The organism is Bacillus sp. FSL K6-3149, from assembly GCF_038630515.1.
Taxonomy (GTDB): domain Bacteria; phylum Bacillota; class Bacilli; order Bacillales; family Bacillaceae; genus Bacillus; species Bacillus pumilus.
In genome coordinates, this window is the sequence record NZ_CP152034.1 from 174,379 (window position 1) to 196,813 (window position 22,435).

The 22,435-nt window shown below is 42.3% G+C and carries 27 protein-coding genes and 1 riboswitch; of the genes, 5 read left to right on the top strand and 22 right to left on the bottom strand.

Annotated elements, in window-relative coordinates; genetic code table 11:
• The first annotated feature begins 90 nt into the window (after window positions 1-90).
• On the top strand, window positions 91-1,275 hold the full coding sequence (locus tag MHB83_RS00970; RefSeq protein WP_310025228.1) for a DUF418 domain-containing protein: 1,185 nt from the start codon (window positions 91-93) through the stop codon (window positions 1,273-1,275).
• A 76-nt stretch (window positions 1,276-1,351) separates the two neighbouring features.
• On the opposite strand, the gene MHB83_RS00975 is transcribed toward MHB83_RS00970, so the two are convergent.
• Window positions 1,352-2,284, bottom strand: a complete 933-nt coding sequence (locus MHB83_RS00975; protein ID WP_335355887.1) for a WYL domain-containing protein — start codon at window positions 2,282-2,284, stop codon at window positions 1,352-1,354.
• Window positions 2,285-2,367: 83 nt separating this feature from the next.
• Here MHB83_RS00975 and MHB83_RS00980 point away from each other — a divergent pair, with 83 nt between their 5' ends.
• Entirely contained in the window at window positions 2,368-3,018 is a 651-nt protein-coding gene (locus MHB83_RS00980; protein WP_335355886.1) for an NAD(P)H-dependent oxidoreductase, read from the top strand.
• Between the two features lie 63 nt (window positions 3,019-3,081).
• Here MHB83_RS00980 and sufB read toward each other — a convergent pair whose 3' ends face one another.
• The 19 genes from sufB to MHB83_RS01075 all read right to left on the bottom strand — a co-directional run bounded on the left by sufB (window position 3,082) and on the right by MHB83_RS01075 (window position 20,213).
• Window positions 3,082-4,479, bottom strand: a complete 1,398-nt coding sequence (gene sufB / locus MHB83_RS00985; protein ID WP_003213112.1) for a Fe-S cluster assembly protein SufB — start codon at window positions 4,477-4,479, stop codon at window positions 3,082-3,084.
• A 17-nt stretch (window positions 4,480-4,496) separates the two neighbouring features.
• Window positions 4,497-4,943 carry a Fe-S cluster assembly sulfur transfer protein SufU gene (gene sufU, locus MHB83_RS00990; RefSeq protein ID WP_003212941.1) on the bottom strand — a complete coding sequence of 149 codons (447 nt, stop codon included), beginning with the start codon at window positions 4,941-4,943 and terminating at the stop codon, window positions 4,497-4,499.
• Entirely contained in the window at window positions 4,933-6,153 is a 1,221-nt protein-coding gene (locus MHB83_RS00995; RefSeq protein WP_003213010.1) for a cysteine desulfurase, read from the bottom strand. The genes sufU and MHB83_RS00995 overlap by 11 nt, the downstream gene beginning before the upstream one ends.
• The gene (gene sufD / locus MHB83_RS01000; RefSeq protein ID WP_050944088.1) at window positions 6,153-7,466 is read right to left on the bottom strand and encodes a Fe-S cluster assembly protein SufD; all 1,314 of its coding nucleotides are present in this window, start codon (window positions 7,464-7,466) and stop codon (window positions 6,153-6,155) included. The genes MHB83_RS00995 and sufD overlap by 1 nt, the downstream gene beginning before the upstream one ends.
• 18 nt (window positions 7,467-7,484) lie before the next feature.
• Window positions 7,485-8,270: a Fe-S cluster assembly ATPase SufC gene (sufC, locus tag MHB83_RS01005; RefSeq protein ID WP_003213654.1), complete on the bottom strand. Its 786-nt coding sequence runs from the start codon at window positions 8,268-8,270 to the stop codon at window positions 7,485-7,487.
• Between the two features lie 210 nt (window positions 8,271-8,480).
• Entirely contained in the window at window positions 8,481-8,618 is a 138-nt protein-coding gene (locus MHB83_RS01010; protein ID WP_162839378.1) for a hypothetical protein, read from the bottom strand.
• Between the two features lie 215 nt (window positions 8,619-8,833).
• Window positions 8,834-9,202, bottom strand: a complete 369-nt coding sequence (locus MHB83_RS01015) for a carboxymuconolactone decarboxylase family protein (RefSeq protein ID WP_003212803.1) — start codon at window positions 9,200-9,202, stop codon at window positions 8,834-8,836.
• 104 nt (window positions 9,203-9,306) lie between these two features.
• Window positions 9,307-10,128, bottom strand: coding sequence for a methionine ABC transporter substrate-binding lipoprotein MetQ (metQ, locus tag MHB83_RS01020; protein WP_003212678.1), 822 nt, complete (start codon window positions 10,126-10,128; stop codon window positions 9,307-9,309).
• A gap of 14 nt (window positions 10,129-10,142) precedes the next feature.
• Entirely contained in the window at window positions 10,143-10,811 is a 669-nt protein-coding gene (locus MHB83_RS01025; RefSeq protein WP_125586118.1) for a methionine ABC transporter permease, read from the bottom strand.
• Window positions 10,804-11,829 (bottom strand): methionine ABC transporter ATP-binding protein, encoded by a 1,026-nt coding sequence (locus MHB83_RS01030; protein ID WP_137054426.1) that lies wholly within the window; start codon window positions 11,827-11,829, stop codon window positions 10,804-10,806. The genes MHB83_RS01025 and MHB83_RS01030 overlap by 8 nt, the downstream gene beginning before the upstream one ends.
• Before the next feature lie 154 nt (window positions 11,830-11,983).
• Window positions 11,984-12,092: riboswitch (SAM riboswitch) on the bottom strand.
• Window positions 12,093-12,194: 102 nt separating this feature from the next.
• Window positions 12,195-12,536: an SCP2 sterol-binding domain-containing protein gene (locus MHB83_RS01035; protein WP_003212918.1), complete on the bottom strand. Its 342-nt coding sequence runs from the start codon at window positions 12,534-12,536 to the stop codon at window positions 12,195-12,197.
• Between the two features lie 120 nt (window positions 12,537-12,656).
• Window positions 12,657-12,959, bottom strand: a complete 303-nt coding sequence (locus tag MHB83_RS01040) for a thioredoxin family protein (RefSeq protein WP_003213095.1) — start codon at window positions 12,957-12,959, stop codon at window positions 12,657-12,659.
• A 12-nt stretch (window positions 12,960-12,971) separates the two neighbouring features.
• Window positions 12,972-13,316 (bottom strand): toprim domain-containing protein, encoded by a 345-nt coding sequence (locus MHB83_RS01045; protein WP_003213068.1) that lies wholly within the window; start codon window positions 13,314-13,316, stop codon window positions 12,972-12,974.
• Between the two features lie 128 nt (window positions 13,317-13,444).
• Complete coding sequence (locus MHB83_RS01050; RefSeq protein ID WP_003212882.1) at window positions 13,445-13,681, bottom strand: YusG family protein; 237 nt, start codon at window positions 13,679-13,681, stop codon at window positions 13,445-13,447.
• Window positions 13,682-13,725: 44 nt separating this feature from the next.
• Window positions 13,726-14,109, bottom strand: coding sequence for a glycine cleavage system protein GcvH (gcvH, locus tag MHB83_RS01055; protein WP_003213614.1), 384 nt, complete (start codon window positions 14,107-14,109; stop codon window positions 13,726-13,728).
• Window positions 14,110-14,175: 66 nt separating this feature from the next.
• Window positions 14,176-14,532, bottom strand: coding sequence for an arsenate reductase family protein (locus MHB83_RS01060; protein ID WP_003213086.1), 357 nt, complete (start codon window positions 14,530-14,532; stop codon window positions 14,176-14,178).
• Between the two features lie 309 nt (window positions 14,533-14,841).
• Window positions 14,842-16,623 (bottom strand): acyl-CoA dehydrogenase family protein, encoded by a 1,782-nt coding sequence (locus MHB83_RS01065; protein WP_251190843.1) that lies wholly within the window; start codon window positions 16,621-16,623, stop codon window positions 14,842-14,844.
• A gap of 14 nt (window positions 16,624-16,637) precedes the next feature.
• Window positions 16,638-17,813 carry an acetyl-CoA C-acetyltransferase gene (locus MHB83_RS01070; RefSeq protein WP_342496557.1) on the bottom strand — a complete coding sequence of 392 codons (1,176 nt, stop codon included), beginning with the start codon at window positions 17,811-17,813 and terminating at the stop codon, window positions 16,638-16,640.
• A gap of 12 nt (window positions 17,814-17,825) precedes the next feature.
• The gene (locus MHB83_RS01075; protein WP_342496558.1) at window positions 17,826-20,213 is read right to left on the bottom strand and encodes a 3-hydroxyacyl-CoA dehydrogenase NAD-binding domain-containing protein; all 2,388 of its coding nucleotides are present in this window, start codon (window positions 20,211-20,213) and stop codon (window positions 17,826-17,828) included.
• Window positions 20,214-20,412: 199 nt separating this feature from the next.
• Here MHB83_RS01075 and MHB83_RS01080 point away from each other — a divergent pair, with 199 nt between their 5' ends.
• Genes MHB83_RS01080 through MHB83_RS01090 form a run of 3 tightly spaced genes read left to right on the top strand, consistent with a single transcriptional unit; the run spans window position 20,413 to window position 21,187 of the window.
• Window positions 20,413-20,550, top strand: a complete 138-nt coding sequence (locus MHB83_RS01080) for a YuzL family protein (protein WP_003212904.1) — start codon at window positions 20,413-20,415, stop codon at window positions 20,548-20,550.
• 44 nt (window positions 20,551-20,594) lie between these two features.
• Window positions 20,595-20,828, top strand: a complete 234-nt coding sequence (locus tag MHB83_RS01085) for a hypothetical protein (protein ID WP_223250686.1) — start codon at window positions 20,595-20,597, stop codon at window positions 20,826-20,828.
• Between the two features lie 11 nt (window positions 20,829-20,839).
• The gene (locus MHB83_RS01090) at window positions 20,840-21,187 is read left to right on the top strand and encodes a spore coat protein (protein ID WP_050944092.1); all 348 of its coding nucleotides are present in this window, start codon (window positions 20,840-20,842) and stop codon (window positions 21,185-21,187) included.
• A gap of 33 nt (window positions 21,188-21,220) precedes the next feature.
• Here the strand turns inward: MHB83_RS01090 and MHB83_RS01095 are convergent, their stop codons facing one another.
• Window positions 21,221-21,472, bottom strand: a complete 252-nt coding sequence (locus MHB83_RS01095) for a YusU family protein (RefSeq protein WP_003213733.1) — start codon at window positions 21,470-21,472, stop codon at window positions 21,221-21,223.
• A gap of 71 nt (window positions 21,473-21,543) precedes the next feature.
• Window positions 21,544-22,374 carry an ABC transporter ATP-binding protein gene (locus MHB83_RS01100; protein ID WP_003213584.1) on the bottom strand — a complete coding sequence of 277 codons (831 nt, stop codon included), beginning with the start codon at window positions 22,372-22,374 and terminating at the stop codon, window positions 21,544-21,546.
• Between the last annotated feature and the right edge of the window lie 61 nt (window positions 22,375-22,435).

Below are 22,435 nucleotides of genomic sequence, written 5' to 3' on the forward strand. Positions count from 1 at the left end.
TGTTAAGAATTGGGACGTATATTGATTCATTGTAAGGATCGATGGATTGATCCGAATGACATTTATCATAACAAGAAAAGGAGCATGGATATGAATGCAAACAAAGTAGAACACGCGATGAGTTTGAAGGATCGGGTTCATTTCTTAGACATCGTACGGGGATTTGCCTTAATGGGAATTATTCTGGTGAATTACTTTTTGATCGTGGATTCGGCGAAGGGGTTTGATATGGAAGCAAATGATGTCTTTCACAACTTGGTGAATTGGTTCGCCTCAGGGAAATTCATTACGTTGTTCTCCTTCCTATTCGGGGTTGGTTTTATGATTTTTATGGACCGCGCTGCTCAGAAGGTGGACAGTCCGAACAAGCTGTTTGCCCGCAGATTAACCATTCTCTTAGGGTTTGGCCTTCTGCATGTCACCTTTGTTTGGATTGGTGATATTTTAGCGTATTATGCAGTCGCTGGCTTTTTATTGCTTTTCTTTTACAAACGTACAGCCAAAACCATCCGATACTGGCTGATCACACTCTTTATGATTCAATTGCTCACACCCTTTTTCACAATGCTGCTTCATACCATCAGTACAGGCTCATCGGGCAAGCCGGATTTGACCAGCCACAACAGTCTGACTTATTTAGCATCTATTGGTGACCGATGGACAGATATGGTGACGATGGCTTCCAGCTCATTTTCAATCGTCTATTCCATGTTCTTCATGTTTTTGCTTGGTGTTTATTTTGTGAAAATGGCGTTTTTCAAAAACATGGAGGCGAAAAAAACGATTTGGAATCGCATTTGGATCATTTGTACCATCGCTTTTCTCATCACACAAAGCAGTACGATTATAGCAGCGGTCAATCCTTTTGAACATACACTCTGGGTGAGCATTGCCACTGCTCTGGAACAAAACGGGGGATTAACTGGCAGTATGTTCTATATGAGTACACTTGCGATGCTGTTTCTGCACGTTCCTCAGCTGCGAGGTGCTTTGATGGTCTTTACCAAAGTCGGACGGATGTCCCTGACCTGTTATTTGCTTCACTCGATCATTGGAACCATGCTATTTCTAAAGTATGGAGCGGGGCTTGTCGATCATCTTCAGCCGGCTGGTACGTTCTTCATGGCTATTGGCGTGTATGTCTTCCTTGTGCTTTTCAGTACGTTTTGGTTAAAGAGGTTTAAGTATGGACCGATGGAATTTATTTGGCGTCAGCTGACGTATGGGAAGGTCAATGACAGATCGAAAACCAATACATTTCATGCGGCGAAGTAAAAGAAAAAAGGCGAATGGCTACAGTTCGCCTTTTTTAATATGTTAAGTTTGTGATTCAGAGACAATCCGTTCACTTTCAATACTGCTCAATCATTTCTTGTAATTGAATCAAATAACTCTCTTTTAATTCATCTGGGTATTCAATTTTCACATGCTTCCCAAATGAGATCAAATAGTGGGTCATATACGATAATTCTTCTTGGTTGTACCCACCCATAATATATGGAGTATCATCAATGATCTCCAATCTCATATTCGGGTAATGATTCTTCAAAAACTTTTCTTTTCCTTGTTCCGTTAATCGACATTTAAATGAGATGTCATGATAAGTTTTTTCGTACTCGAGCTGCAGTGTTTTTAATTCTTCCTTCGTAAAGGTGCCTCTGCCTTCTTCTTCAATGATCAAGTCCTTCATAAAGTCACATCTATAGATGCCCCACTTTTTATTTTGAACATCATATGCTTTGGTGAACCAAATCCCATTTCGATAAAACAACTCAAGAAATTGCAGCCTGATCCTTTTATTTTCATATTGCGTGTACGTCATCTTCACGATTTGATCTTCCATCATCGCCTGTAAAATCAATTCCAAATGATTTTGTTCACTAACTGGTGCGACATTATAGTAATGAATCACATCCAAAGTCTCTGTGATCATTTGTTTTCTCTCATCAGACATTGTGGCAAACAGTTTTTGCCGAATTTGTGAGTAGGACTTTTTAAAAGGTGTGGCTGACACTAGGTCTAGCGCTTTAAGCGCGAAAAAAATAGCTTGAACTTCATCGGTATTGAAATAAATAGGGACCATTGGAGATTGTTTCACCAGTCGATATCCTCCATGTCTGCCATTTTCAACGTAAAAAGCTAAGCCCATGGACTCTAGCTCTTCCATATCTCTCAAAGCCGTACGTTTAGAAATGCCAAATTCGGATTGTAAATCCTTTAACTGAAAAGAGTGTTTATCGCTTAAAAAAATAAGTTCTTGGTTTAATCGTTCTGATTTTTTCATTTGAATTTCCTTTTAAAAAAGGTGACATGTTTTGTCACCTTTATATTTTATACTCAGTTTATCAAAAGAAAAGGAGCATGTATATGCAAACATTAATCATTAACGCACACCCTGATTTCACTCATCAAGAAAGTTATTCAAACAAACTGCAAACACTATTTTTAGAACAGTTTAAAGAAAGATTCCCTCATGAAGAACCAACAATTTTACATTTACATGAAACTGAAATTCCTCGTATCGAAAAAGACCAACTGCTACGTATTTGGGATAAGCAAGCATCTGAACAAACATTAACAGCTACCGAAGAAAAAATCGCTGCTGCTTCATCTGCTTTATTGGCTCAATTCAAAGCACATCATCGAATCGTGATTGTATCACCTGTTCATAATTTTAATGTGACGTCACGTATGAAAGATTATATAGATAATATTTTGATTGCTAGAAAAACGTTTAAGTATACAGAAGATGGTTCAGTTGGTCTGATGACTGATGATTATCGTGTACTTTTGCTTCAAGCAAGCGGCTCAATTTTCACAAATAACGATCGGTACACACCACTGGAATTTTCATATTATTATCTAAAGGAAATATTCCAAAACTTGATGGGTTTTCAACAATTTCATATTGTCCGGGCACAAGGAACAGCGATTTTAGAAGAAGAAACGATCTTGACATCTGCAGCTGACGATTTGTCTAAAGCCTTTGATGCGTTTTACTCGCCTAGCGGGATGTAAGCTGTGTTTTTCAAAAACAAAAAGACCAAAAACGTTTGATTTCACGTTTTTGGTCTTTTATTATTAACCGATCGAACCTTCCATTTCAAACTTAATCAAGCGGTTCATTTCAACGGCGTATTCCATTGGCAGTTCTTTTGTGAATGGCTCGATGAAGCCCATGACGATCATTTCTGTTGCTTCTTCTTCAGAAATTCCGCGGCTCATCAAGTAGAATAGCTGCTCTTCTGATACTTTTGAAACCTTCGCTTCGTGCTCTAATGAAATGTTGTCGTTTAAGATTTCATTGTAAGGAATCGTATCAGATGTTGATTTGTTATCCATGATGAGTGTGTCACACTCGATGTTTGAGCGTGCACCCTCTGCTTTACGTCCGAAGTGAACGATTCCGCGGTATGTGACTTTACCGCCTTGTTTGGAAATCGATTTCGATACGATCGTTGAAGATGTGTTTGGTGCAAGGTGAATCATTTTTGCACCTGCATCTTGGTGCTGACCTTTACCTGCTAGGGCAATACTTAATGTCATACCACGAGCGCCTTCACCTTTTAGGATGACCGCTGGGTATTTCATTGTCAGCTTAGAACCGATGTTTCCATCAATCCATTCCATTGTCGCATTCTCTTCACATACTGTACGTTTTGTGACAAGGTTGAAGACGTTGTTTGCCCAGTTTTGAATCGTTGTGTAACGGCAGTAGCCGCCTTTTTTCACGACGATTTCAACAACCGCACTGTGAAGTGAGTTTGTTGTGTAAACTGGTGCTGTACAGCCTTCTACGTAATGCACATGTGCGCCTTCATCAACGATGATAAGTGTACGCTCGAACTGACCCATGTTTTCAGAGTTGATACGGAAGTATGCTTGAAGTGGTGTATCTACTTTGACGCCCTTTGGTACGTAGATAAATGAACCACCAGACCATACAGCCGAGTTAAGCGCAGCAAATTTGTTGTCAGTCGGAGGAATGACTTTTGCCCAGTGCTCACGGAAGATGTCTTCGTTCTCTTTTAATGCGCTGTCTGTATCTTTAAACACAATGCCTAGATCTTCAAGGTCTTGCTTCATGTTGTGATACACAACTTCAGATTCATACTGAGCAGATACACCTGCTAAGTACTTTTGCTCTGCTTCAGGGATCCCAAGCTTATCAAAGGTTTCTTTGATTTCTTCTGGTACTTCATCCCAAGAACGCTCAGAGCGCTCTGATGGCTTTACGTAGTACGTAATTTCATCAAAGTTTAATGCATTTAAATCTCCGCCCCATTGTGGCATCGGCATGTTGTAAAAGAGCTCAAGAGATTTCAAACGGAAGTCGAGCATCCACTGAGGCTCTTCTTTCATACGAGAAATTTCTTCAACGATCTCTTTTGTCAGTCCGCGCTCTGAACGGAAAATGGAAACGTCTTTATCAGAAAAGCCGTATTTATATTCACCAACATCTGGCATTTTTTTAGCCATCCATTTTCACTCCAATCTTATGATTTGCCGTTATCTTCGGCAGATGCGCCTTTTTCAAGCGCCTTCCAGGATAATGTTGCACATTTGATGCGGGCAGGGAATTTTGCCACTCCCTGCAGCGCCTCAATGTCACCAAGATCAATGGAATCGTCGTATTCTTTTCCTAGCATCATATCGGAGAAAATCTGAGACATTTTCAAAGCTGTTTCAATATCTTTCCCTTTAATCGCCTGCGTCATCATAGAGGCAGATGCCATCGAAATGGAGCATCCTTCTCCTTCAAATTTCGCATCCATGACTTTTTCGTCTTCGATTTTCATCGTGAGACGAATGCGGTCACCACACGTTGGGTTGTTCATATCGACGACAATGCTGTCGTTTAACACACCTTTGTTTCTCGGATTTTTATAATGATCCATAATCACTTGTCTATACAGTGTGTCTAAGTTTACATTAAAAGACATTCGTAAAATACTCCTTTGTCTTACGGAGCGCTGCGATGAGCTCGTCAATCTCTTCTTCTGTATTGTACAGATAGAAGCTTGCTCTTGCAGTCGCTGATACACCAAGCCATTTCATGAGCGGCTGTGCACAGTGATGTCCAGCACGAATGGCGACACCTTCCGTATCCAGAACAGTCGACGCATCATGCGGATGGACGTCATCTAAATTAAACGTCACAAGCCCAGCTCGGTGCTGCGGTCCATAAACAGTCGCACCTTCAAGCTCCTTGAAGCGCTCAAGCGCATAAGTGGCAAGCTGATGCTCGTAACGGCTGACTTCCTCCATACCAATGTCATTTAAGAAATCAATCGCTTTTCCTAGTCCAACTGCTCCGGCAATAATCGGTGTTCCCGCTTCAAATTTCCACGGGAGCTCTTTCCAAGTAGAATCATACAGATCCACAAAGTCGATCATTTCACCGCCAAACTCAGCAGGCTCCATATTATTCAAAAGGTCCTTCTTCCCGTAAAGCACACCGATGCCAGTCGGTCCACACATTTTATGCCCGGAGAATGCGAAAAAGTCACAATCTAGATCCTGAACATCAATTTGCATATGCGGCGTGCTTTGTGCACCATCGACGACAATGATTGCCCCATGATCATGGGCTATTTTGGCGATTTCTTTAATCGGGTTGATGGTTCCTAATACGTTTGAAACATGTGTGACAGCGACGATTTTCGTTTGATGTGTGATTGTTTGCTTCACATCTTCCAGCGATAGCGTGCCGTCTTCCTGTAACGGAATATATTTCAATGTGGCGCCAGTTGCTTTTGCTGCTTGCTGCCAAGGGATGATATTTGCATGGTGCTCCATGTGCGTAATGACAATCTCATCGCCTTCTTTGAGGTTTGCTCTAGCATAGCTGATCGCCACTGTGTTTAGTGCAGTTGTTGTACCTCTAGTAAAAATAATTTCTTGGACAGATGAAGCACGGATGAATGCACGAACTTTCTCTCTCGCACCCTCGTATGCGTCCGTTGCTTTTGTGCCAAGGGTATGAACACCCCGGTGGACGTTCGAGTTGTAAGACCGGTAATACTCATTCATTGCATCAATGACCACTCTTGGTTTTTGAGAAGTCGCTGCACTGTCCAAATACACCAAATCATGTCCGTTCACTTGCTGATGAAGGATTGGAAATTGCTCACGAACGTCTTTGATATTCATTATTTTACTTTCCTTTCAATCACAGAAACGAGCTGCTTTTTAACTCCTTCAATCGGCAGTTCTTTGACGACTGGATTTAAGAAGCCATAAATCACAAGTCTTTCTGCATCTTCTTTGGAAATCCCGCGGCTCATGAGGTAATAGAGTTGAATTGGATCGACACGTCCAACAGAAGCAGCATGCCCTGCTGTTACATCATCTTCATCAATTAATAGAATTGGGTTTGCATCACCGCGTGCTTTTTCACTCAGCATGAGAACACGTGATTCCTGCTCGGCATTTGACTTCGTTGCGCCATGCTCGATTTTACCAATTCCGTTAAAGATAGAGGATGCTTGATCCTTCATCACACCATGCTTCAAGATATACCCTTCAGAGTTTTTACCGAAGTGGATGATGCTTGTTGTAAAGTTTTCCGTTTGATTCCCGCGGCCGACAACAACTGATTTTGTATCACCGAATGTCCCGTCGCCCATAAGCTTTGTGATGTTTTCAGACACGACGTCTCCATCATTCATAAGGCCAAGCGCCCATTCGATTTTACTGTCACGGCCATTTGCCATACCGCGTCTGTTCACATAGACTGTGACACCTTCTGAAAGGTTATCTACTGCGCCGTATGTGACGCGGGCATTAGCTCCCGTGAACACTTCGGACACGATATTGAAGATTGCTTCTTCAGGTTTTGCTGTACTAATGTAGTTTTCTACATATGTCACTGCACTATGATCGTCTGCTACGACGATGACATGGTTGAACAAAGTCGTGTCGTCATTTTCATGCAGGTAGACGGCTTGAATTGGCGCTTCAAGTTCTACATTTTTTGGTACATAGAGGAAAGCTCCGCCATTCACTAAGGCAGCATGTAAAGCTGTTAGTTTATGCTCATCTACTTTCACTGCATCCGTCATGAAGTATTTCTTCACTAGATCACCATGTTCGCGAAGCGCTGTATGAAGATCAGTGAAGATCACGCCTTTGTCTTTCGCTTCCGTTGAAAGAGACAAGTATGCTGGCGTTTGATCACGCTGAATGTAGACTGTCTTATCCGTGTCCTCTAAATCAATGAGAGATTTCACTTCTTCAGGAAGCTCTTCTAATGATCCAAATGGCGCACTTTCGACTGTATGCTGTTTGAAATTGGTTAAATTCCATTTAGAAATATTCGTTTTGTCAGGCTTTGGCATTGGAAGGTCTTCTGCTTTTTCAAGAGCCTGTAAGCGAAGGGAACTCATCCATGCCGGTTCCTGATGCTTCTCGGAGAAGCTTTTGACATAATCTTGATCTACTGATAATTTCGTTTCTAATGTCATCAATAATCCTCCTAACGCTTACGCTTCTTGACCAACAGTTTCGTCTTCAATTCCTAACTCTTTTTTAATCCAGTCATAGCCTTCTGCTTCTAGACGTTGTGCAAGCTCTGGTCCGCCAGATTTCACGATACGTCCTTGCATCATGACATGAACGTGATCTGGTGTGATGTAGTTCAGTAGACGCTGATAGTGAGTGATCATTAAGCAGCCGAAGCTTTCGCCGCGCATTCTGTTAATTCCTTTAGAAACCACTTTCAACGCATCGATATCAAGACCAGAATCGATTTCATCAAGGATCGCAATTTTAGGTTCAATCATCATTAATTGAAGAATTTCATTGCGTTTTTTCTCTCCGCCTGAGAAACCTTCGTTTAGGTAGCGTTGCGCCATGTCTGGGTCCATTTCAAGGAACTCCATGTTTTCGTCCATTTTGCGGATGAATTTCATTAGAGAGATTTCATCGCCTTCTTCTCTGCGAGCGTTAATAGCAGAACGAAGGAAGTCCGCATTTGTCACACCACTAATTTCAGATGGGTATTGCATCGCAAGGAAAAGACCTGCTTGAGCGCGCTCATCTACTTCCATTTCAAGTACATCTTCGCCATCAAGCAAAATGCTACCTTTTGTTACTTCATATTTAGGGTGACCCATAATGGCAGCAGATAAAGTTGATTTACCTGTACCGTTTGGTCCCATTACTGCGTGGAATTCTCCACCTTTTATCTCGAGGTTTACACCCTTTAAGATTTCTTTCCCTTCAATCTCAACGTGCAAGTCCTTAATTGTTAATGTCGAAGCAGTCATATATCGATACCTCCAAAATAATCATTATTCTCAATTTATTCTCATTCTAATTTTATAACAAATTAAAACTGAATACAACACATTCACGATATGCGTGAGAGGATGCTCTCAAAATTCTAACAAAAAAAGCCGGTAGATAAAAGGATTTATGTCGAAAAGACTGTTTTCATAAAGAAAGGACGGGAAACTGTTCTCCCCGCCCTTAGCTATTTAATAGCCTCGTATATTCATTTTTGCGAGCTGTCTTTTCTCATCTCGATAGGACTGCTCTCGTTTATATTCCACTTTCATCCGTAAGTCATGGTCTCTTTCGTACTCTGCATAGCTCATGCCATGAGCCTTATGCATGGCCTTTTCCATCTCGGCGGTATAATCCAATCCCAGTGTACTATGGTCCGAACAAATAATAAACCATTCCCTTCTTTGAGTGTAGCTTCATTGTATCAAAGACATGTGGCTTCACTCAAAAGGGATATGACGCGCTATGCTGGCATATTTTCTCACACAATCGGCTGAGAAGGACTCAACTCCCTGATATGGATAAATGCCATCTTATCCTTCCCTTAATGCGTCTGTCCTCCAAATTCGTCAATACATTGCTGAACAACTGTGATGCCTTGACTTAGTGCAGCACCGCCGCCGAACGCTGCCGCCACACTGACGACCTCTAGCAAATTCTCTTCTGTCGCGCCTTGGTCGAGCGCTCCCTTTGTATGATAAATCATGCAGTATTCATCCTGTGCATGAATACTGATGCCAAGGGCAATCATTTGTTTTTCCTTTTGCGTTAATGAATCGCTCTGAAAGCACTGCTCCGTGAATTCATTGAATTTCTTCCCAAACACCGGCATTTTCTTCTGAAATTCACCCATTGCGGTTTTATAATCAGTCAGTGATTGCTGCATGGATCCGCTCATATGCTGTTCATTCATCTTCATTCCATCCCTTCAGGTCATTTGTACATTTTTATTATGAGCGAGATTTGAAAAAATACACAAAAAAACCTCGCTTTGATGAAAGCGAGGTTAACACATTGTTATTCAGATACCGGTAGTACAGCACCGTCATATTTTTTGTCGATGAATTCTTTGATTTTATCAGAGTGAAGAACTTCCATTAATGTCTTGATCTTATCTGATTTTTCTTCACCTTTGCGAACCGCCACGATGTTTGCATATGGGTTGTTCTTTGTTTGCTCAAGTTCAATTGAATCTTTTTTCGGATTCAATTTATTTTGAATCGCATAGTTGACGTTAATAAACACAGCATCGCCTTCACTGTTTTCATAAGCTTTCGCTGTTAGTTCAGGAGCGATTTTTTTGAACTTTAGGTTCTTCGGGTTTTCTTTGATGTTCTTTACTGTTGCGTTGATTGTATCAACTTTAGGATCAATCTTAATGACACCAGCATTTTGCAATAGTGCAAGCATACGGCCTTGTTCAGCTACGTTGTTTGTCATGATGATCGTCCCGCCGTTTGGAATATCTTTTACTGATTTGTATTTCTTAGAGTAGATACCGAAAGGCTCAAGGTGAACCGCACCAGCACTAACTAGGTTGTAATCTTTGTTTGATTTATTTTCTTCATTTAAGTAAGGGATATGTTGGAAAAAGTTTGCATCCACTTCTTTTTCAGCTAACGCTTTGTTGTACATTTTATAATCACTAAGTACTTTCACTTTTAGATCGTAGCCTTTTTCTTTTAGAAGTGGTTTTGCTTCTTCAAGAATCTCGGCATGGGGTGTTTTTGAAGCGGCAACCGTAATGGTTTTGCTATCACTTGCGTTATTAGATGAACCGCATGCAGCTAAGATGCCTGCAAATGCTAGAAATAGTGCACTTAAAATCAATTTCTTCATGAATAAATCCTCCCTTAACGTTTATCAATTTTATTTGTAATCAAATCACCGATTATTTGAATAATAAAGACGATGATGAGAATAAACACAGTGGCAACAAGTGTAACATCTGTATTACCAGATTGGTATCCTTCCACATAAGCAAGGTCACCAAGTCCGCCAGCTCCAATTGCACCTGCAATCGCAGTTGAGCCAATTAAAGCAATCGCTGTTACGGTAATACCTGAAATGAGGGCTGGCAATGATTCTGGCAGCAATACTTTGAAAATGATGGTCGACGTTTTCGCTCCCATTGACCGTGCTGCTTCAATGACTCCTTTGTCTACCTCACGCAGTGCAATTTCAACAAGACGTGCATAGAATGGAGCTGACCCAATGACAAGGGCAGGGAGTGCTGCATTTGGACCTAGAATTGTGCCCATAATTAATTTTGTAAACCCTAATAATAGAATGATTAAAATGATAAAAGGAATCGATCTGAAAATGTTGACGACTGCACCGATGACAGCATTGATCGGTTTATTTTCCCAAAGACCGCCTTTTCCTGTAAGGAAAAGCAGGAGTCCTAGGATAATCCCGATTGCAAAAGCAAATGCCAATGAAATGAGTGTCATATACACTGTTTCACCTGTTGCACTCCAGATGACGTCTAGATCAACGTTCGGAAACCATTTCTCAAACATGTGTCATCACCTCAATTTCAACCTGTTTGCTTTGGATATAGGCGATGGCTTTTTCTACCTCGGTCTCTTCTCCATTTATATGGATAAAGAGTGTTCCAAACGCGCCTTCCTGCGTTTGAGAAATCTTTCCTTGAAGGATGTTTACATCGACATTGAAGGATCGAACGATTTCAGTGATGAGCGGCTGCTCGGCAGAATCGCCAATAAAGGACAACCGTACGACCTGACCTTCTTTTACACGCTCTAAGACGTGCTCGATTGTTTCTTTCGCTTCCTCTGGTTCAGCAAGCTGCTGTACAAATCGCTTCGTCATCTCTTCCTTCGGCTGTCTGAAGACGCGTAATACTTCGCCTTCTTCGACAATGCGTCCATTTTCCATGACCGCGACGCGATGACAAATTTTGCGAATGACGTGCATTTCGTGTGTGATGAGCACAATTGTCAGCCCTAAACGTTTATTGATATCCGCTAAAAGATCAAGGATAGAATCCGTTGTTTGCGGATCAAGCGCTGACGTCGCTTCGTCACAAAGAAGAACCTTTGGATCATTTGCTAATGCTCTCGCAATCCCCACACGCTGCTTTTGTCCGCCGCTAAGCTGAGACGGATACGCATTTTCTTTTCCTTCTAAACCGACTAATTTAATCAGTTCATTCGCACGCTCTCTCCGTTTCGATGTAGGTACACCTGCGATCTCAAGCGGGAACATAATATTTTGTCTCACTGTTCTTGACCAAAGTAGGTTAAAGTGCTGGAAAATCATGCTGATTTCTTGTCTTGCTTTCCGAAGTTTCGCATTCGATACTTCATTGATCCGGTTGCCTGCCACTTCAACAATTCCTGCTGTTGGCAGCTCCAGACCGTTTAATAGGCGAATAAGCGAGCTTTTTCCGGCACCGCTATACCCGATAATTCCGAATATTTCACCTTTATCAATATCCAAGTTGACGTCTTTCACGGCATCAACATTTCCGCTTTTTGAGTGGTACGTTTTTGATACATTCTGTAAATGGATCACAGTCTGTTCACCTGCTTTCTTGCTGAATCTATAGGTTGCCATCACATACGTTATTTATTCTTCCTGCTGCCATGCCTCGTGCCTGACGTGAGGTCAGTAAAAAAGACCTAACTGCAATGCAAGCAGAAAGGCCTTTTATGTTCAATACGCCTTTCTCTCATCTTTCAAAGCATTGCGGCTTTGAGTGAATTGGCACCAATTTCAGCTATGCTGACGGTTGCCGGGTTTCATAGGGCACGTCCCTCCACCTCTCTTAATAAGAGAAAATATGTTGTTTTATGTGATGTTCATGTTTTTACTAACGTAGAATATCATGCTACCCGAGATATGTCAACGCTGTAAATCGCTAATTTCCAAGTAAACGACTAAGTTATCATTTTTCGAAAAAAACCGTTCGTCAGCCAAAGCACCGCCTCTAGTCTTAGGAGCGCACGGAATGACCCTTTTACTTTCACTTGTCCCCTGCTAATTAACTGCTGTAAGGACATATCTCCATCTAATAATTGAAGTATTTCTTTTCTCTCACCATAAAAGATGAGATCCGATAACTCAATTGCAGGTAGTTTCTTCACTTCACCACGCTCATCCACAATCAATGTACAAGAGTCTGTTTCCGCCTCAAATGTAATCTTCAAGGATGATGATGAGAGCAGCGGTTTTAGCAATAATCGCTGCCCTGTGTTTCCATGGGTTTTCACTTTTTCCACATGTATAACCTCCCTGTCATTTGGTTATACATAACATTTCTCTACAAACATTCGCTTGTCCTTTATAAATAACTCGACAAATTTTCAGATGAATTGCTTGAAATATGACAAAAAACCGCTTTATTTAGCGGTTTCAATCATTTCATGAAGATATGGTACGGAGTGAAAGGCATAGCCTTTTTGCACCAGCTCACCTTTTTTAAACAGTAGAAAGCAAGGAACGCTTTCGATCTCAAAAGCCTTCGCAAAGCCTGGTGAGTAGTTTAAGTTATTTTCATAAAAAGGTACATCCGGCTGCATGGTGTCTACGACAGCCAGCATTTTCTTTGCCAGCTGACATGTTCCGCAAAACGGTGTATATAAGTATAAAAGAAATAAATCGTCCTTTATCTCCTTGAATTCGTGTTCTTCAATCTCTTTCATATACGTCCACCCTCATAAATATTTCGAATGAACATCAATGTTTGCAGCTAATAGGATAGATGCAATGTGGGCTGACGGTGAAGCGGCCACTTCGCGGTACGTTCTGTCGACAAAAAGATGAAATGCTTCAGGGAATTCTTTTCGAAATTGCTTCCGCAGTTTGTCGCCTGCATCGTCACTGTCTGCTAATATGTAAACGTCTTTCCCCAATAATTCGTCTACGAGCTGATCCAGCTTCGATGTACTGATCGTGCCATTGGTGCAAATGATGGTAACAGGTTCACTTATGACTTCTTTTAGCTTTTGTTTGTCTGTTTTACCTTCTACAATGATGACCTTTTCTACCTCTACATTCATCACGATCACCCGGCCCTTTTGACGTTGTTCACTTCTCCCTTAGATTACAATTTTTCATTCAGGTTGTAAAGATTGGGCGCTTGCACTAAAAAGACTGCAGCTTATGCTCACTGCAGCCTCATCTGTGATTAGCACCAGCCATTTTCATCATCACAGTCTACATATTTTTCTGTTCCGTGGGTCAATGTATCCGTCAGACGATAAAAACGATTTTGCTCATAGGAATAACCTGATTTTAACTCATATTGGTTTTCACTAATCATCGTGCCAATCTCTTCATTTTGATGATACAGCACCATGCCGCTTTCTTTGAATCGTCCAGTGACATGATCTGTTATATCCACATGTTCTTTTTGAAAAGACAAATTGGACACCCCCCATAAAGGTAGAGTGTCCAATTTCACGTGAATTAGTCTTCTTTTGTCATTTCTTCATATTGCTCAGCAGTCATCAAGTTCTCAATTTCAGATGTATCAGCTGGCTCTACCACGATCATCCATGCTTTTTCGTATGGAGAGTCGTTGACGAATTCAGGGCTGTCATCCAGCTCATCGTTCACTTCGACGATTGTACCGTTGATCGGTGCGTAAAGCTCAGAAACTGTTTTCACTGATTCTACACTTCCGAAAGGCTCGTCCGCTGTAATTTTGTCTCCTACTTCAGGAAGCTCAACGAACACGATATCGCCTAGCTCAGATTGAGCAAAATGCGTAATACCGATACGCACCTTATCTCCTTCTACTTTGACCCATTCATGTTCTTCTGAATAACGTAAATCTTTTGGTGTGCTCATTCAATACCCCTCCAGTCTTTTCTTTCAATCTATATTGAAGATACCACAATCTGAATGAAAGTTACATCATTTCCAGACGCTTTTAAATGTATCTTCATTAAATCCAACTGTGACTCGTTTACCGTCTGTTGTAATCGGGCGCTTGATCAGCATTCCGTTAGATGCGAGTAATTCTAGCTGCTCGCCTTCTGACATTGCAGGAAGTTGATCTTTCAGCTGTAGCTCTCGGTATTTCTGTCCGCTTGTATTAAAGAACTTCTTCAGCTCTAAGCCACTTTTTTCGTAAAGCGCTTTTAATGTTTCTTTATCAGGCGTCTCTTCGACGATATGTATGCTGTTGATATCTTTATTGTGTTCTTCCAGCCATTTTTTTGCTTTTCGGCATGTACCGCAAGATGGGTATTCATAAAAATCTAAAGCCACTATTTTCACCTCCTGCAAGTAGTGAGAACATTTTATCACAAAATATTTTAAAAACCTAAATGTATGCTTACAAAAAGGTGCGGAGTGATATCCGCACCTCAGATTGTTGACAAAGGGCTAAAATGGTTTTTATTTTAGCCCTTTGTCTTCTTTTCAGCGTGATAGAAAACCTTTGAAGTCTAGGAAGGACGAGCATCGGAGCGGAGCGAATTTGACATTCGTGAGCACCGGAGCGCAGACCTGACAACGAATGCGAGGGTTTGTCTACACGCTGAGGTGCGGAGTGATATCCGTACCTTTTCAGCCGTCTTATACGATATATTTCTCTGCTTCAAAGATTCGTTTCGCCACTTCGCGCTTTTTGGCGATGACATTGATCGGGGTGAATCTTGTCAGTTTGCGAAGAGCTGACAGACTCATGCGGAGTGCATCTCCTTCTTCCATCGCGATCAAAGATTCTTTTGCATGAGCTTCAATTTTTAAGAAGGCTTCCTGCGTGAAAATTTGTGTGTAAGCAAGCTTTTGAGTATTCTTATCTAGCCCTGATGCAGCGATTGCCTTTTCAGTACGCAGAATCGCCGATTCAGCAGCAAAAATTTCATTGACGATATCCGCTATGTTCACAAGAATCTCTTGCTCTTTGTCTAATGCTTTTCCATACTTCATCGCCGCCATTCCAGATACCATTAAGGCGATCTTTTTCGCATGGGCGAGCAAGTATTTTTCTTGATCCAGCGGCTGATCACCTGGCTCTTCCGGCATCATCATCATGAGCTCTTCCTGTAAGGTTTGCGCCTTTTGAAGCAGCGGAAGCTCTCCCTTCATCGCTTTCTTCAAGAATGTGCCTGGTACAAGCAGACGGTTGATTTCGTTAGTCCCTTCAAAAATACGGTTAATCCGCGAGTCACGATAGGCTCTTTCGACCTCGTATTCTTGCATGAATCCATATCCGCCGTGAATCTGCACGCCCTCATCCGCTATATAGTCTAAAGTTTCAGAGCCAAGCACTTTACAAAGAGAGCATTCAATCGCATATTCTGCAATGGACTGGGCAATTTGTTTGCCATCCTTTTGCTCTTCTTCACTTAATAGACCCATGCGCTGTTCAAATAATCCGACTGTGCGGTAAACAGCACTTTCCATCGCATAGAGCTTTGCCGACATGTTGGCTACTTTTTCACCAATTAAGCTAAATCGAGAAATTGGCGTTTGGAATTGCTTACGTTGGTTTGCATATTCTGCCGATAATTGAATGACACGTTTTGACGCACCAACTGTTCCGACAGCCAGCTTGTAGCGTCCGATATTCAAAATGTTAAAGGCAATGACATGACCTCTGCCAGCCTCACCTAGTAAATTCTCCTTCGGCACTTGAGCATCTTCGAGAATTAACGTTCTTGTCGATGAACCTTTTATGCCCATCTTTTTCTCTTCAGGTCCCGTTTTGACACCTGGAAAATCCTTTTCTACGATAAAAGCAGAGAAGTGTTCACCATCAATTTTCGCATATACGACAAAGACGTCGGCAAATGCGGAGTTTGTGATCCACTGTTTTTCCCCATTCAGCACATAATGAGTTCCGGCTTCATTTAAGACCGCAGTTGTCTTTGCTCCAAGAGCGTCAGAGCCTGATCCTGGTTCAGTTAGGGCGTACGCCGCAATTGTTTCTCCAGAAGCGAGTCCTGGCAGATATGTTTCCTTTTGCGCTTGATTTCCGAACAGTACGATTGGCAGAGATCCAATGCCGACATGGGCGCCATAGGAAAGCGAGAAGCTCCCTGCTCTGGAGAATTTCTCGGTAATAATGGCTGAACTGATTTTATCTAATCCAAGCCCGCCAAATTCTTCAGGCACGTCAGCTCCTAGCAGCCCAAGCTCTCCAGCCTTTTTAAGAAGCCTGACGGAATGCTCAAATTCATGCTTTTCAATTTGATCTATATATGGAACAACGTCTTGTAAAATATAATCCTCTGTTGTCTTTCCAATCATTTGATGCTCATCAGAGAAATCCTCTGGTGTAAAGATATGCTCATAATTCGTTTCATCAATTAAGAAGCTTCCACCCTTTTTTACCTCTTCCATTGCTTTCATTCTGTTTTCCCCCTTTAGATCAATTCAAAAATTCCTGCTGCTCCCATGCCCCCGCCGATACACATTGTGACGATGCCAAATTGCTCGTTTCGCCGTTTCATTTCATGAATGAGTGACAATGTCAATTTCGTTCCTGTACAGCCGAGCGGATGTCCTAGCGCGATTGCCCCGCCATTGACATTCACTTTCTCTTCATCAATTCCTAAATGACGAATGACTTGAATGGCCTGAGAGGCAAACGCTTCGTTTAATTCAAACAGTCCGATATCTTTCAGCTCAAGTCCGGCGATTTTCAGCGCACGTGGAATGGCTTCAATTGGACCGATTCCCATCACTTCAGGCGGTACACCGCCAACAGCAAACGCTCTGAACTTGGCGAGCGGCTGAATGGAAAGTGAGGATGCTTTCTCTCGATCCATCATCATCACACACGCAGCGCCGTCACTTGTTTGTGAAGAGTTTCCTGCGGTCACCGTGCCTTTTGTTGAAAAAGCCGGACGCAAAGTGGAAAGAATCTCTTCTGTTGTCCCCGCTCTTACGCCTTCATCCTGTGAGAACGTGAATTGATGTTCTTCTAATTGAAATTGCTCCCCTACACGCCGCTCTGTTACATCAACGGATACAATCTCGTCTGAAAATTTCCCTTCCTGTAATGCTTTGGCTGCCTTTTGATGACTTCTTACCGCAAAGGCGTCCTGATCTTGACGTGTAACCTGATACTTTTGCGCCACCTGCTCTGCCGTGTGCCCCATGCTCATATAGTATTCAGGCGCTTGTTCTGCCAATTGAGCATTCGGACGAATGGAATGACCCATCATCGGCACCTGTGACATCGATTCGACTCCTCCAGCTAAGATCGTTTCTGCCTGACCGAGCATAATCCGCTCACCCGCATAAGCAATGGACTGAAGACCAGATGAGCAGTAGCGGTTAATGGTGATGGCAGGGACTGTATACTGAAGCCCTGCTAATGCTCCAATATTCCGAGCCACATTTAACCCCTGCTCTGCTTCTGGTGTTGCACATCCGATGATCAAATCATCTATCTGTCCGTCGTAATCACCGGCACGCTTTAATGTTTCTTTTACACACAATGCGCCCATATCATCAGGCCGAACATGTTTTAACGATCCTTTTTTCGCCTTCCCTACTGGTGTTCTCGCACCAGCGACAATGACTGCTTCTCTCATTTTGACTCCCCCTTAGTTACGTAAAGGTTTTCCTTTGACGAGCATGTGCTGCATGCGTGCTTGTGATTTCACTTCTCCTACAAGACTTAAAAAGGCTTCTCTTTCAAGCTCTAATAAGTATTGCTCCTCTACCTCTGTTCCAAATGGCAGTTTTCCGCCGGAAATAACATGAGCTAATTTTTTAACAATGGTCATGTCATGCTCTGAAATGTATCCAGATAATCTCATATTTTCAGCCGCCAATATCATCGCTGCATAGCCTGTTTCTCCCATGACGGGTACCTTTTGCTTGAGAGGCGCACGATAACCTGCTTCATCAAGAGAGAGCACAAGTTGTTTCGCATCATAGATCTGGTGGTCTCCGTTCATGCTGATTCGGTCACTCATGCGGAGCATGTTCATATCCCGCGCTTCTTCAGCAGAAGTGGATACTTTAGCCATTGCAATCGTTTCAAATGTTTTCATCGTGGCATCTTGTATAGCGGTCTGTGACGGCTTCGCTGATCCCTGCAGATGGCGAAGGTATAATTCTTTGTTTCCACCGCCGCCTGGAATCAGTCCAACTCCCGCTTCGACAAGACCCATGTATGCTTCACTCGACGCCTGAATAGCTGCTGCCGGCAGACAAACCTCTGTTCCGCCTCCAAGTGTCATACCAAACGGTGCAGCAACGATTGGACGGTCGCTATATTTCACCTTCATCATTGCCTGCTGGAAGCGGCGGATCACAAAGTCAATTTCAAAGAAATTATCGTCCTGAGCTTCCATTAAAATCAAAGCAAGGTTGGCACCAACACAGAAGTTCTTGCCTTGGTTTCCGATGACAAGCCCTCTATAATTTTGTTCCACCTCATCGACAGCGCGATTGATCATGTCAATGACATCTAGTCCAATGGCATTGCTTTTGGAGTGAAATTCGAGCAAGGCGACATCATCACCGATATCAATCAAGCTCGCACCAGCATTTTTGAAAATCACGCCGTTCTTCTTTTTCAATTTCGCTAAGGAAATATTCTTGTCGTTTCCTTTTTCCTGTTCGTAAGCCCCATTGTGATAAAACGCACGCTCTCCATCAGCATTTTCTTGATAGAATGTGTCGTGTCCTTCTGACAGCATGTCTTGCACCCACTGCGGGATGCTGTGACCTTCTGCTTCCATGCGCTCGACTGCTTTTTTCACACCAATTGCATCCCAGAGCTCAAATGGACCGTGCTGCCAGCCAAATCCCCACTTCATTGCGTTATCGATGGACTGAATATCATCCGCAATTTCGCCTGTTAACTGAGCTGAGTAAAGGAGCACAGGTGCCGTCATGTTCCAGAGCAATTGTCCTGCACGACCATCTTGATAAATAAGCGCTTTCAATTTCGCTTTCGTTCCCTTTTGCTGCTTCGCCATCTCAATGCCTGGATCTTTCAGCTTCGTTCGTTCTCCGTATGTGAGCGTCACAGGGTCAAGTTCTAAAATGGTCTTCCCATTTTTTTGATAAAATCCTTGCCCTGCCTTGCTGCCAATCCATCCCTTTTCAAGCATTCTTTCAATAAACTCAGGCAGCTGGAAAATATCTTTTTCCTTTCCTTCTACTTGGTCATATACGTTGCGGGCTACATGGAAAAACGTGTCGATCCCTACGACATCAAGTGTACGGAAGGTCGCACTTTTCGGTCTTCCAATGAGGGGTCCTGTGACCGAATCCACCTCTCCGATGGTGTATTTGTTTTCAAGCATTTCACGCACTGTCACAAGGAGTCCATAAGTACCAATACGATTGGCAATAAAGTTCGGCGTATCTTTCGCTTCAACGACGCCTTTACCAAGTACATCCTCGCCAAACGTTTTCATAAATTGGAGTACTTCTGGATCTGTTTCTTGAATAGGAATGATTTCTAAAAGCTTTAAATAACGAGCTGGGTTAAAAAAATGTGTACCTAAAAAGTGGCGTTTAAAATCCTCTGATCGGCCTTCTGCCATTTTTTCAACCGAAATTCCAGATGTGTTACTTGATACGATACTGCCTTCTTTGCGGTGTTCGTCGATGAGAGAGAATACATGTTGTTTGATGCTGAGCTTTTCAGTGACGACTTCAATGATCCAGTCAGCATCATGTAATAAGGAAAGGTGATCTGTGAGATTTCCCGGTGTGATGTATGATAGGTTTTTTGCTGAAGTAAGAGGTGCTGGCTTTTGCTTTAACAATTTTTTCATCGCTTCTTGACTTAATCTATTCCGAACACTAGGGTGATCAAGCGTTCGCTTTTTTGCCGTTTCTTCCTTTGTCAGTTCGTTTGGCACAATATCTAGCAATGTTACTGGTATCCCGATATTGGCTAGATGCGCAGCAATGCCTGAGCCCATGACACCTGAACCAATGACAGCCGCCTTGCGAATATGTTTGCCCATAAATATCCCCCTAAACATTTTGAATGAACAGTCATTCATTTTTTGTCCAAAAAAAAGCAATGCCTCTTTCTTTATCTTAAAAGATTTTCCGAAACAGTTCAAGAGCGGATTTCAAAAATTTACACATTCTCATGTGCCTTACTTTGCGGCGTATGAATTAAAGATGAGAGGGCATTGTAAGAATGGAGGTGATGTCCACATGTCTCGTTTGAAGAAAAACCCATCGAAAGCAGGCGTAAGTGCTGCAAGTGTAAAAGGAAACGCAGGTCCATCACAGGAAGCAGACCTAGGCGGCAAAAAGACTAGTCAAAATCAACAATATAAAAAAAATCAGTAAGGAAACAAAATTGTAAGGAGGAACACACCTTGAACAATCAGCAAATGAATATGCCCCCGCAAGTCATTTCAGTGAAAGATTCCTTGTACTTAGAGGATATGCTGAATTGGAACTTGATCGCTATGAAAAAGGCTCACTTTATGGCCGAGCATTGCCAGGATCAAACATTGAAACAAGAATTAAATCAAGTGGGCCAAATGCACCATCAGCATTACACACAAATTCTTCAGCATTTAGGCAGCTCAGGGCAAGGCCAGTCTACTGGCTTTATGCAATAGGAGGAAAAAACATGGAACAACAAAACCAACAAAAAATCGGGAATCCTCAAACTCCGGTTCCCACGACAACAAACATGAATGATCGTGATTTTGTCACAGATCTCTTGTCGACTGAAAAATATATGACAAGCGGATACAACACAGCGCTCAATGAATTCAGTCATGAATCTCTTTATCAGGATATTCAGCGAATTGCGCTAGAAACTCAGAAAACACAAAGACATTTATATGATGTCATGTTCCAATACGGCTGGTATTCTGTTGAAGCCGCTGAACAGCAAAAGCTCCAGCAGGCGCACCAGAAATTTCAGCAAACACTGACAGAACAATCTCCATACGGACCATCACAGATGTCATAAAGAAAAACTGCCAGTATGTAGCTGGCAGTTTTTTTAACGATCTTGATTCGCTCGATGAGCTTCGTTCATTTGTTTGATTCGCTGAATGGTTTCTTTGATTTCTTCCTTAGCCTCTGGATACGATTCATTAAAATGCTTTGCTAGAGGCGGCATGCTTTTTGCGATATGAGAGTAGATCACCCATTGTTTCACATCTTGTTTCAGTGCGTCTGTTGATTCGCCAAGGAGTAGCTCAGTATATTTCTCAAGCAAGCCTTCCAGCTTTTCATCTAGTTCATTTCCCATTGATCTTCCGCTCCTTTTTCAGAAAAAAGCCTGACTCTGTACGTAACAGATGTCAGGCTTTTGACATACAATTATCTTGCAGCGAGAAATGTCTCCGCTTGCGCTTGCTGCACAATACAGCGTCCTCTGCCGTGCGGAATACATAATGGAGTTCCGAATAAAGGATCTGTTGTCACTTGGCAGTTCATATCGAAAACATTTTTCACAAGATCACAATTAATGACCGTTTCTGGTCTTCCTTCTGCATAAATCGTCTTGTCTTTAATCGCTACAAGGTGATGAGCATATCTACATGCGAGATTCAGGTCATGAAGTACCATGACGATCGTGCGCTGCTCTTTTTCATTTAAGTCAAACAGAAGGTCGAGAATTTCAATTTGATGCGTCATATCTAAATACGTCGTCGGCTCATCTAACAAAATGATATCCGTCTCCTGCGCTAACGTCATCGCAATCCATGCACGCTGCCTTTGTCCACCTGATAATGAATCGACCGTTCGATCAGCGAGGTCTTCCATCTTTGTTGACTTCAGTGCACGATTCACTGCTTCTTCGTCTTGCTTTGACCACTGCTTCAGCCAATTTTGATAAGGATATCTGCCTTGCTTCACTAGCTGATGCACGGTTAATCCTTCTGGCGCTTCTGGTCCTTGCGGAAGAATAGCGAGCTGTTTCGCTACTTCCTTTGTTGGTAATTTGGCAATGGAATGACCTTCAAGCAGGACAGACCCACCCATTGGCTTCATGAGACGGGCCAAAGAGCGAAGTAGCGTGGATTTACCGCATCCATTGCTGCCAATAAATACTGTGATTTCACCCTTAGGGATCGATACATTTAGTTCATCTATGATCATTGTTTCTCCGTAGCCTAAGCTTAAACCTTCAGTAGAAATGGCACTCATTCCGCTCAAACGCTCCTTTTCTCATGCAAATTTTTTATATAAAATATCGTCTATATATAGA

What these genes read in the sequence shown, in the direction of transcription:
- MHB83_RS01025 (WP_125586118.1), bottom strand. Translation starts at nt 10,811, where the DNA reads ATGTTTGAGAAATGGTTTCCGAACGTTGATCTAGACGTCATCTGGAGT.
- MHB83_RS00975 (WP_335355887.1), bottom strand. Translation starts at nt 2,284, where the DNA reads ATGAAAAAATCAGAACGATTAAACCAAGAACTTATTTTTTTAAGCGAT.
- sufU (WP_003212941.1), bottom strand. Translation starts at nt 4,943, where the DNA reads ATGTCTTTTAATGTAAACTTAGACACACTGTATAGACAAGTGATTATG.
- MHB83_RS00995 (WP_003213010.1), bottom strand. Translation starts at nt 6,153, where the DNA reads ATGAATATCAAAGACGTTCGTGAGCAATTTCCAATCCTTCATCAGCAA.
- MHB83_RS00970 (WP_310025228.1), top strand. Translation starts at nt 91, where the DNA reads ATGAATGCAAACAAAGTAGAACACGCGATGAGTTTGAAGGATCGGGTT.
- sufC (WP_003213654.1), bottom strand. Translation starts at nt 8,270, where the DNA reads ATGACTGCTTCGACATTAACAATTAAGGACTTGCACGTTGAGATTGAA.
- MHB83_RS01080 (WP_003212904.1), top strand. Translation starts at nt 20,413, where the DNA reads ATGTCTCGTTTGAAGAAAAACCCATCGAAAGCAGGCGTAAGTGCTGCA.
- MHB83_RS01095 (WP_003213733.1), bottom strand. Translation starts at nt 21,472, where the DNA reads ATGGGAAATGAACTAGATGAAAAGCTGGAAGGCTTGCTTGAGAAATAT.
- MHB83_RS01065 (WP_251190843.1), bottom strand. Translation starts at nt 16,623, where the DNA reads ATGAAAGCAATGGAAGAGGTAAAAAAGGGTGGAAGCTTCTTAATTGAT.
- MHB83_RS01070 (WP_342496557.1), bottom strand. Translation starts at nt 17,813, where the DNA reads ATGAGAGAAGCAGTCATTGTCGCTGGTGCGAGAACACCAGTAGGGAAG.
- metQ (WP_003212678.1), bottom strand. Translation starts at nt 10,128, where the DNA reads ATGAAGAAATTGATTTTAAGTGCACTATTTCTAGCATTTGCAGGCATC.
- sufB (WP_003213112.1), bottom strand. Translation starts at nt 4,479, where the DNA reads ATGGCTAAAAAAATGCCAGATGTTGGTGAATATAAATACGGCTTTTCT.
- sufD (WP_050944088.1), bottom strand. Translation starts at nt 7,466, where the DNA reads ATGACATTAGAAACGAAATTATCAGTAGATCAAGATTATGTCAAAAGC.
- gcvH (WP_003213614.1), bottom strand. Translation starts at nt 14,109, where the DNA reads ATGAGCACACCAAAAGATTTACGTTATTCAGAAGAACATGAATGGGTC.
- MHB83_RS00980 (WP_335355886.1), top strand. Translation starts at nt 2,368, where the DNA reads ATGCAAACATTAATCATTAACGCACACCCTGATTTCACTCATCAAGAA.
- MHB83_RS01040 (WP_003213095.1), bottom strand. Translation starts at nt 12,959, where the DNA reads ATGAAAGAGATTGAAGAACACGAATTCAAGGAGATAAAGGACGATTTA.
- MHB83_RS01100 (WP_003213584.1), bottom strand. Translation starts at nt 22,374, where the DNA reads ATGAGTGCCATTTCTACTGAAGGTTTAAGCTTAGGCTACGGAGAAACA.
- MHB83_RS01075 (WP_342496558.1), bottom strand. Translation starts at nt 20,213, where the DNA reads ATGGGCAAACATATTCGCAAGGCGGCTGTCATTGGTTCAGGTGTCATG.
- MHB83_RS01010 (WP_162839378.1), bottom strand. Translation starts at nt 8,618, where the DNA reads ATGCATAAGGCTCATGGCATGAGCTATGCAGAGTACGAAAGAGACCAT.
- MHB83_RS01085 (WP_223250686.1), top strand. Translation starts at nt 20,595, where the DNA reads ATGAATATGCCCCCGCAAGTCATTTCAGTGAAAGATTCCTTGTACTTA.
- MHB83_RS01045 (WP_003213068.1), bottom strand. Translation starts at nt 13,316, where the DNA reads ATGAATGTAGAGGTAGAAAAGGTCATCATTGTAGAAGGTAAAACAGAC.
- MHB83_RS01015 (WP_003212803.1), bottom strand. Translation starts at nt 9,202, where the DNA reads ATGAATGAACAGCATATGAGCGGATCCATGCAGCAATCACTGACTGAT.
- MHB83_RS01090 (WP_050944092.1), top strand. Translation starts at nt 20,840, where the DNA reads ATGGAACAACAAAACCAACAAAAAATCGGGAATCCTCAAACTCCGGTT.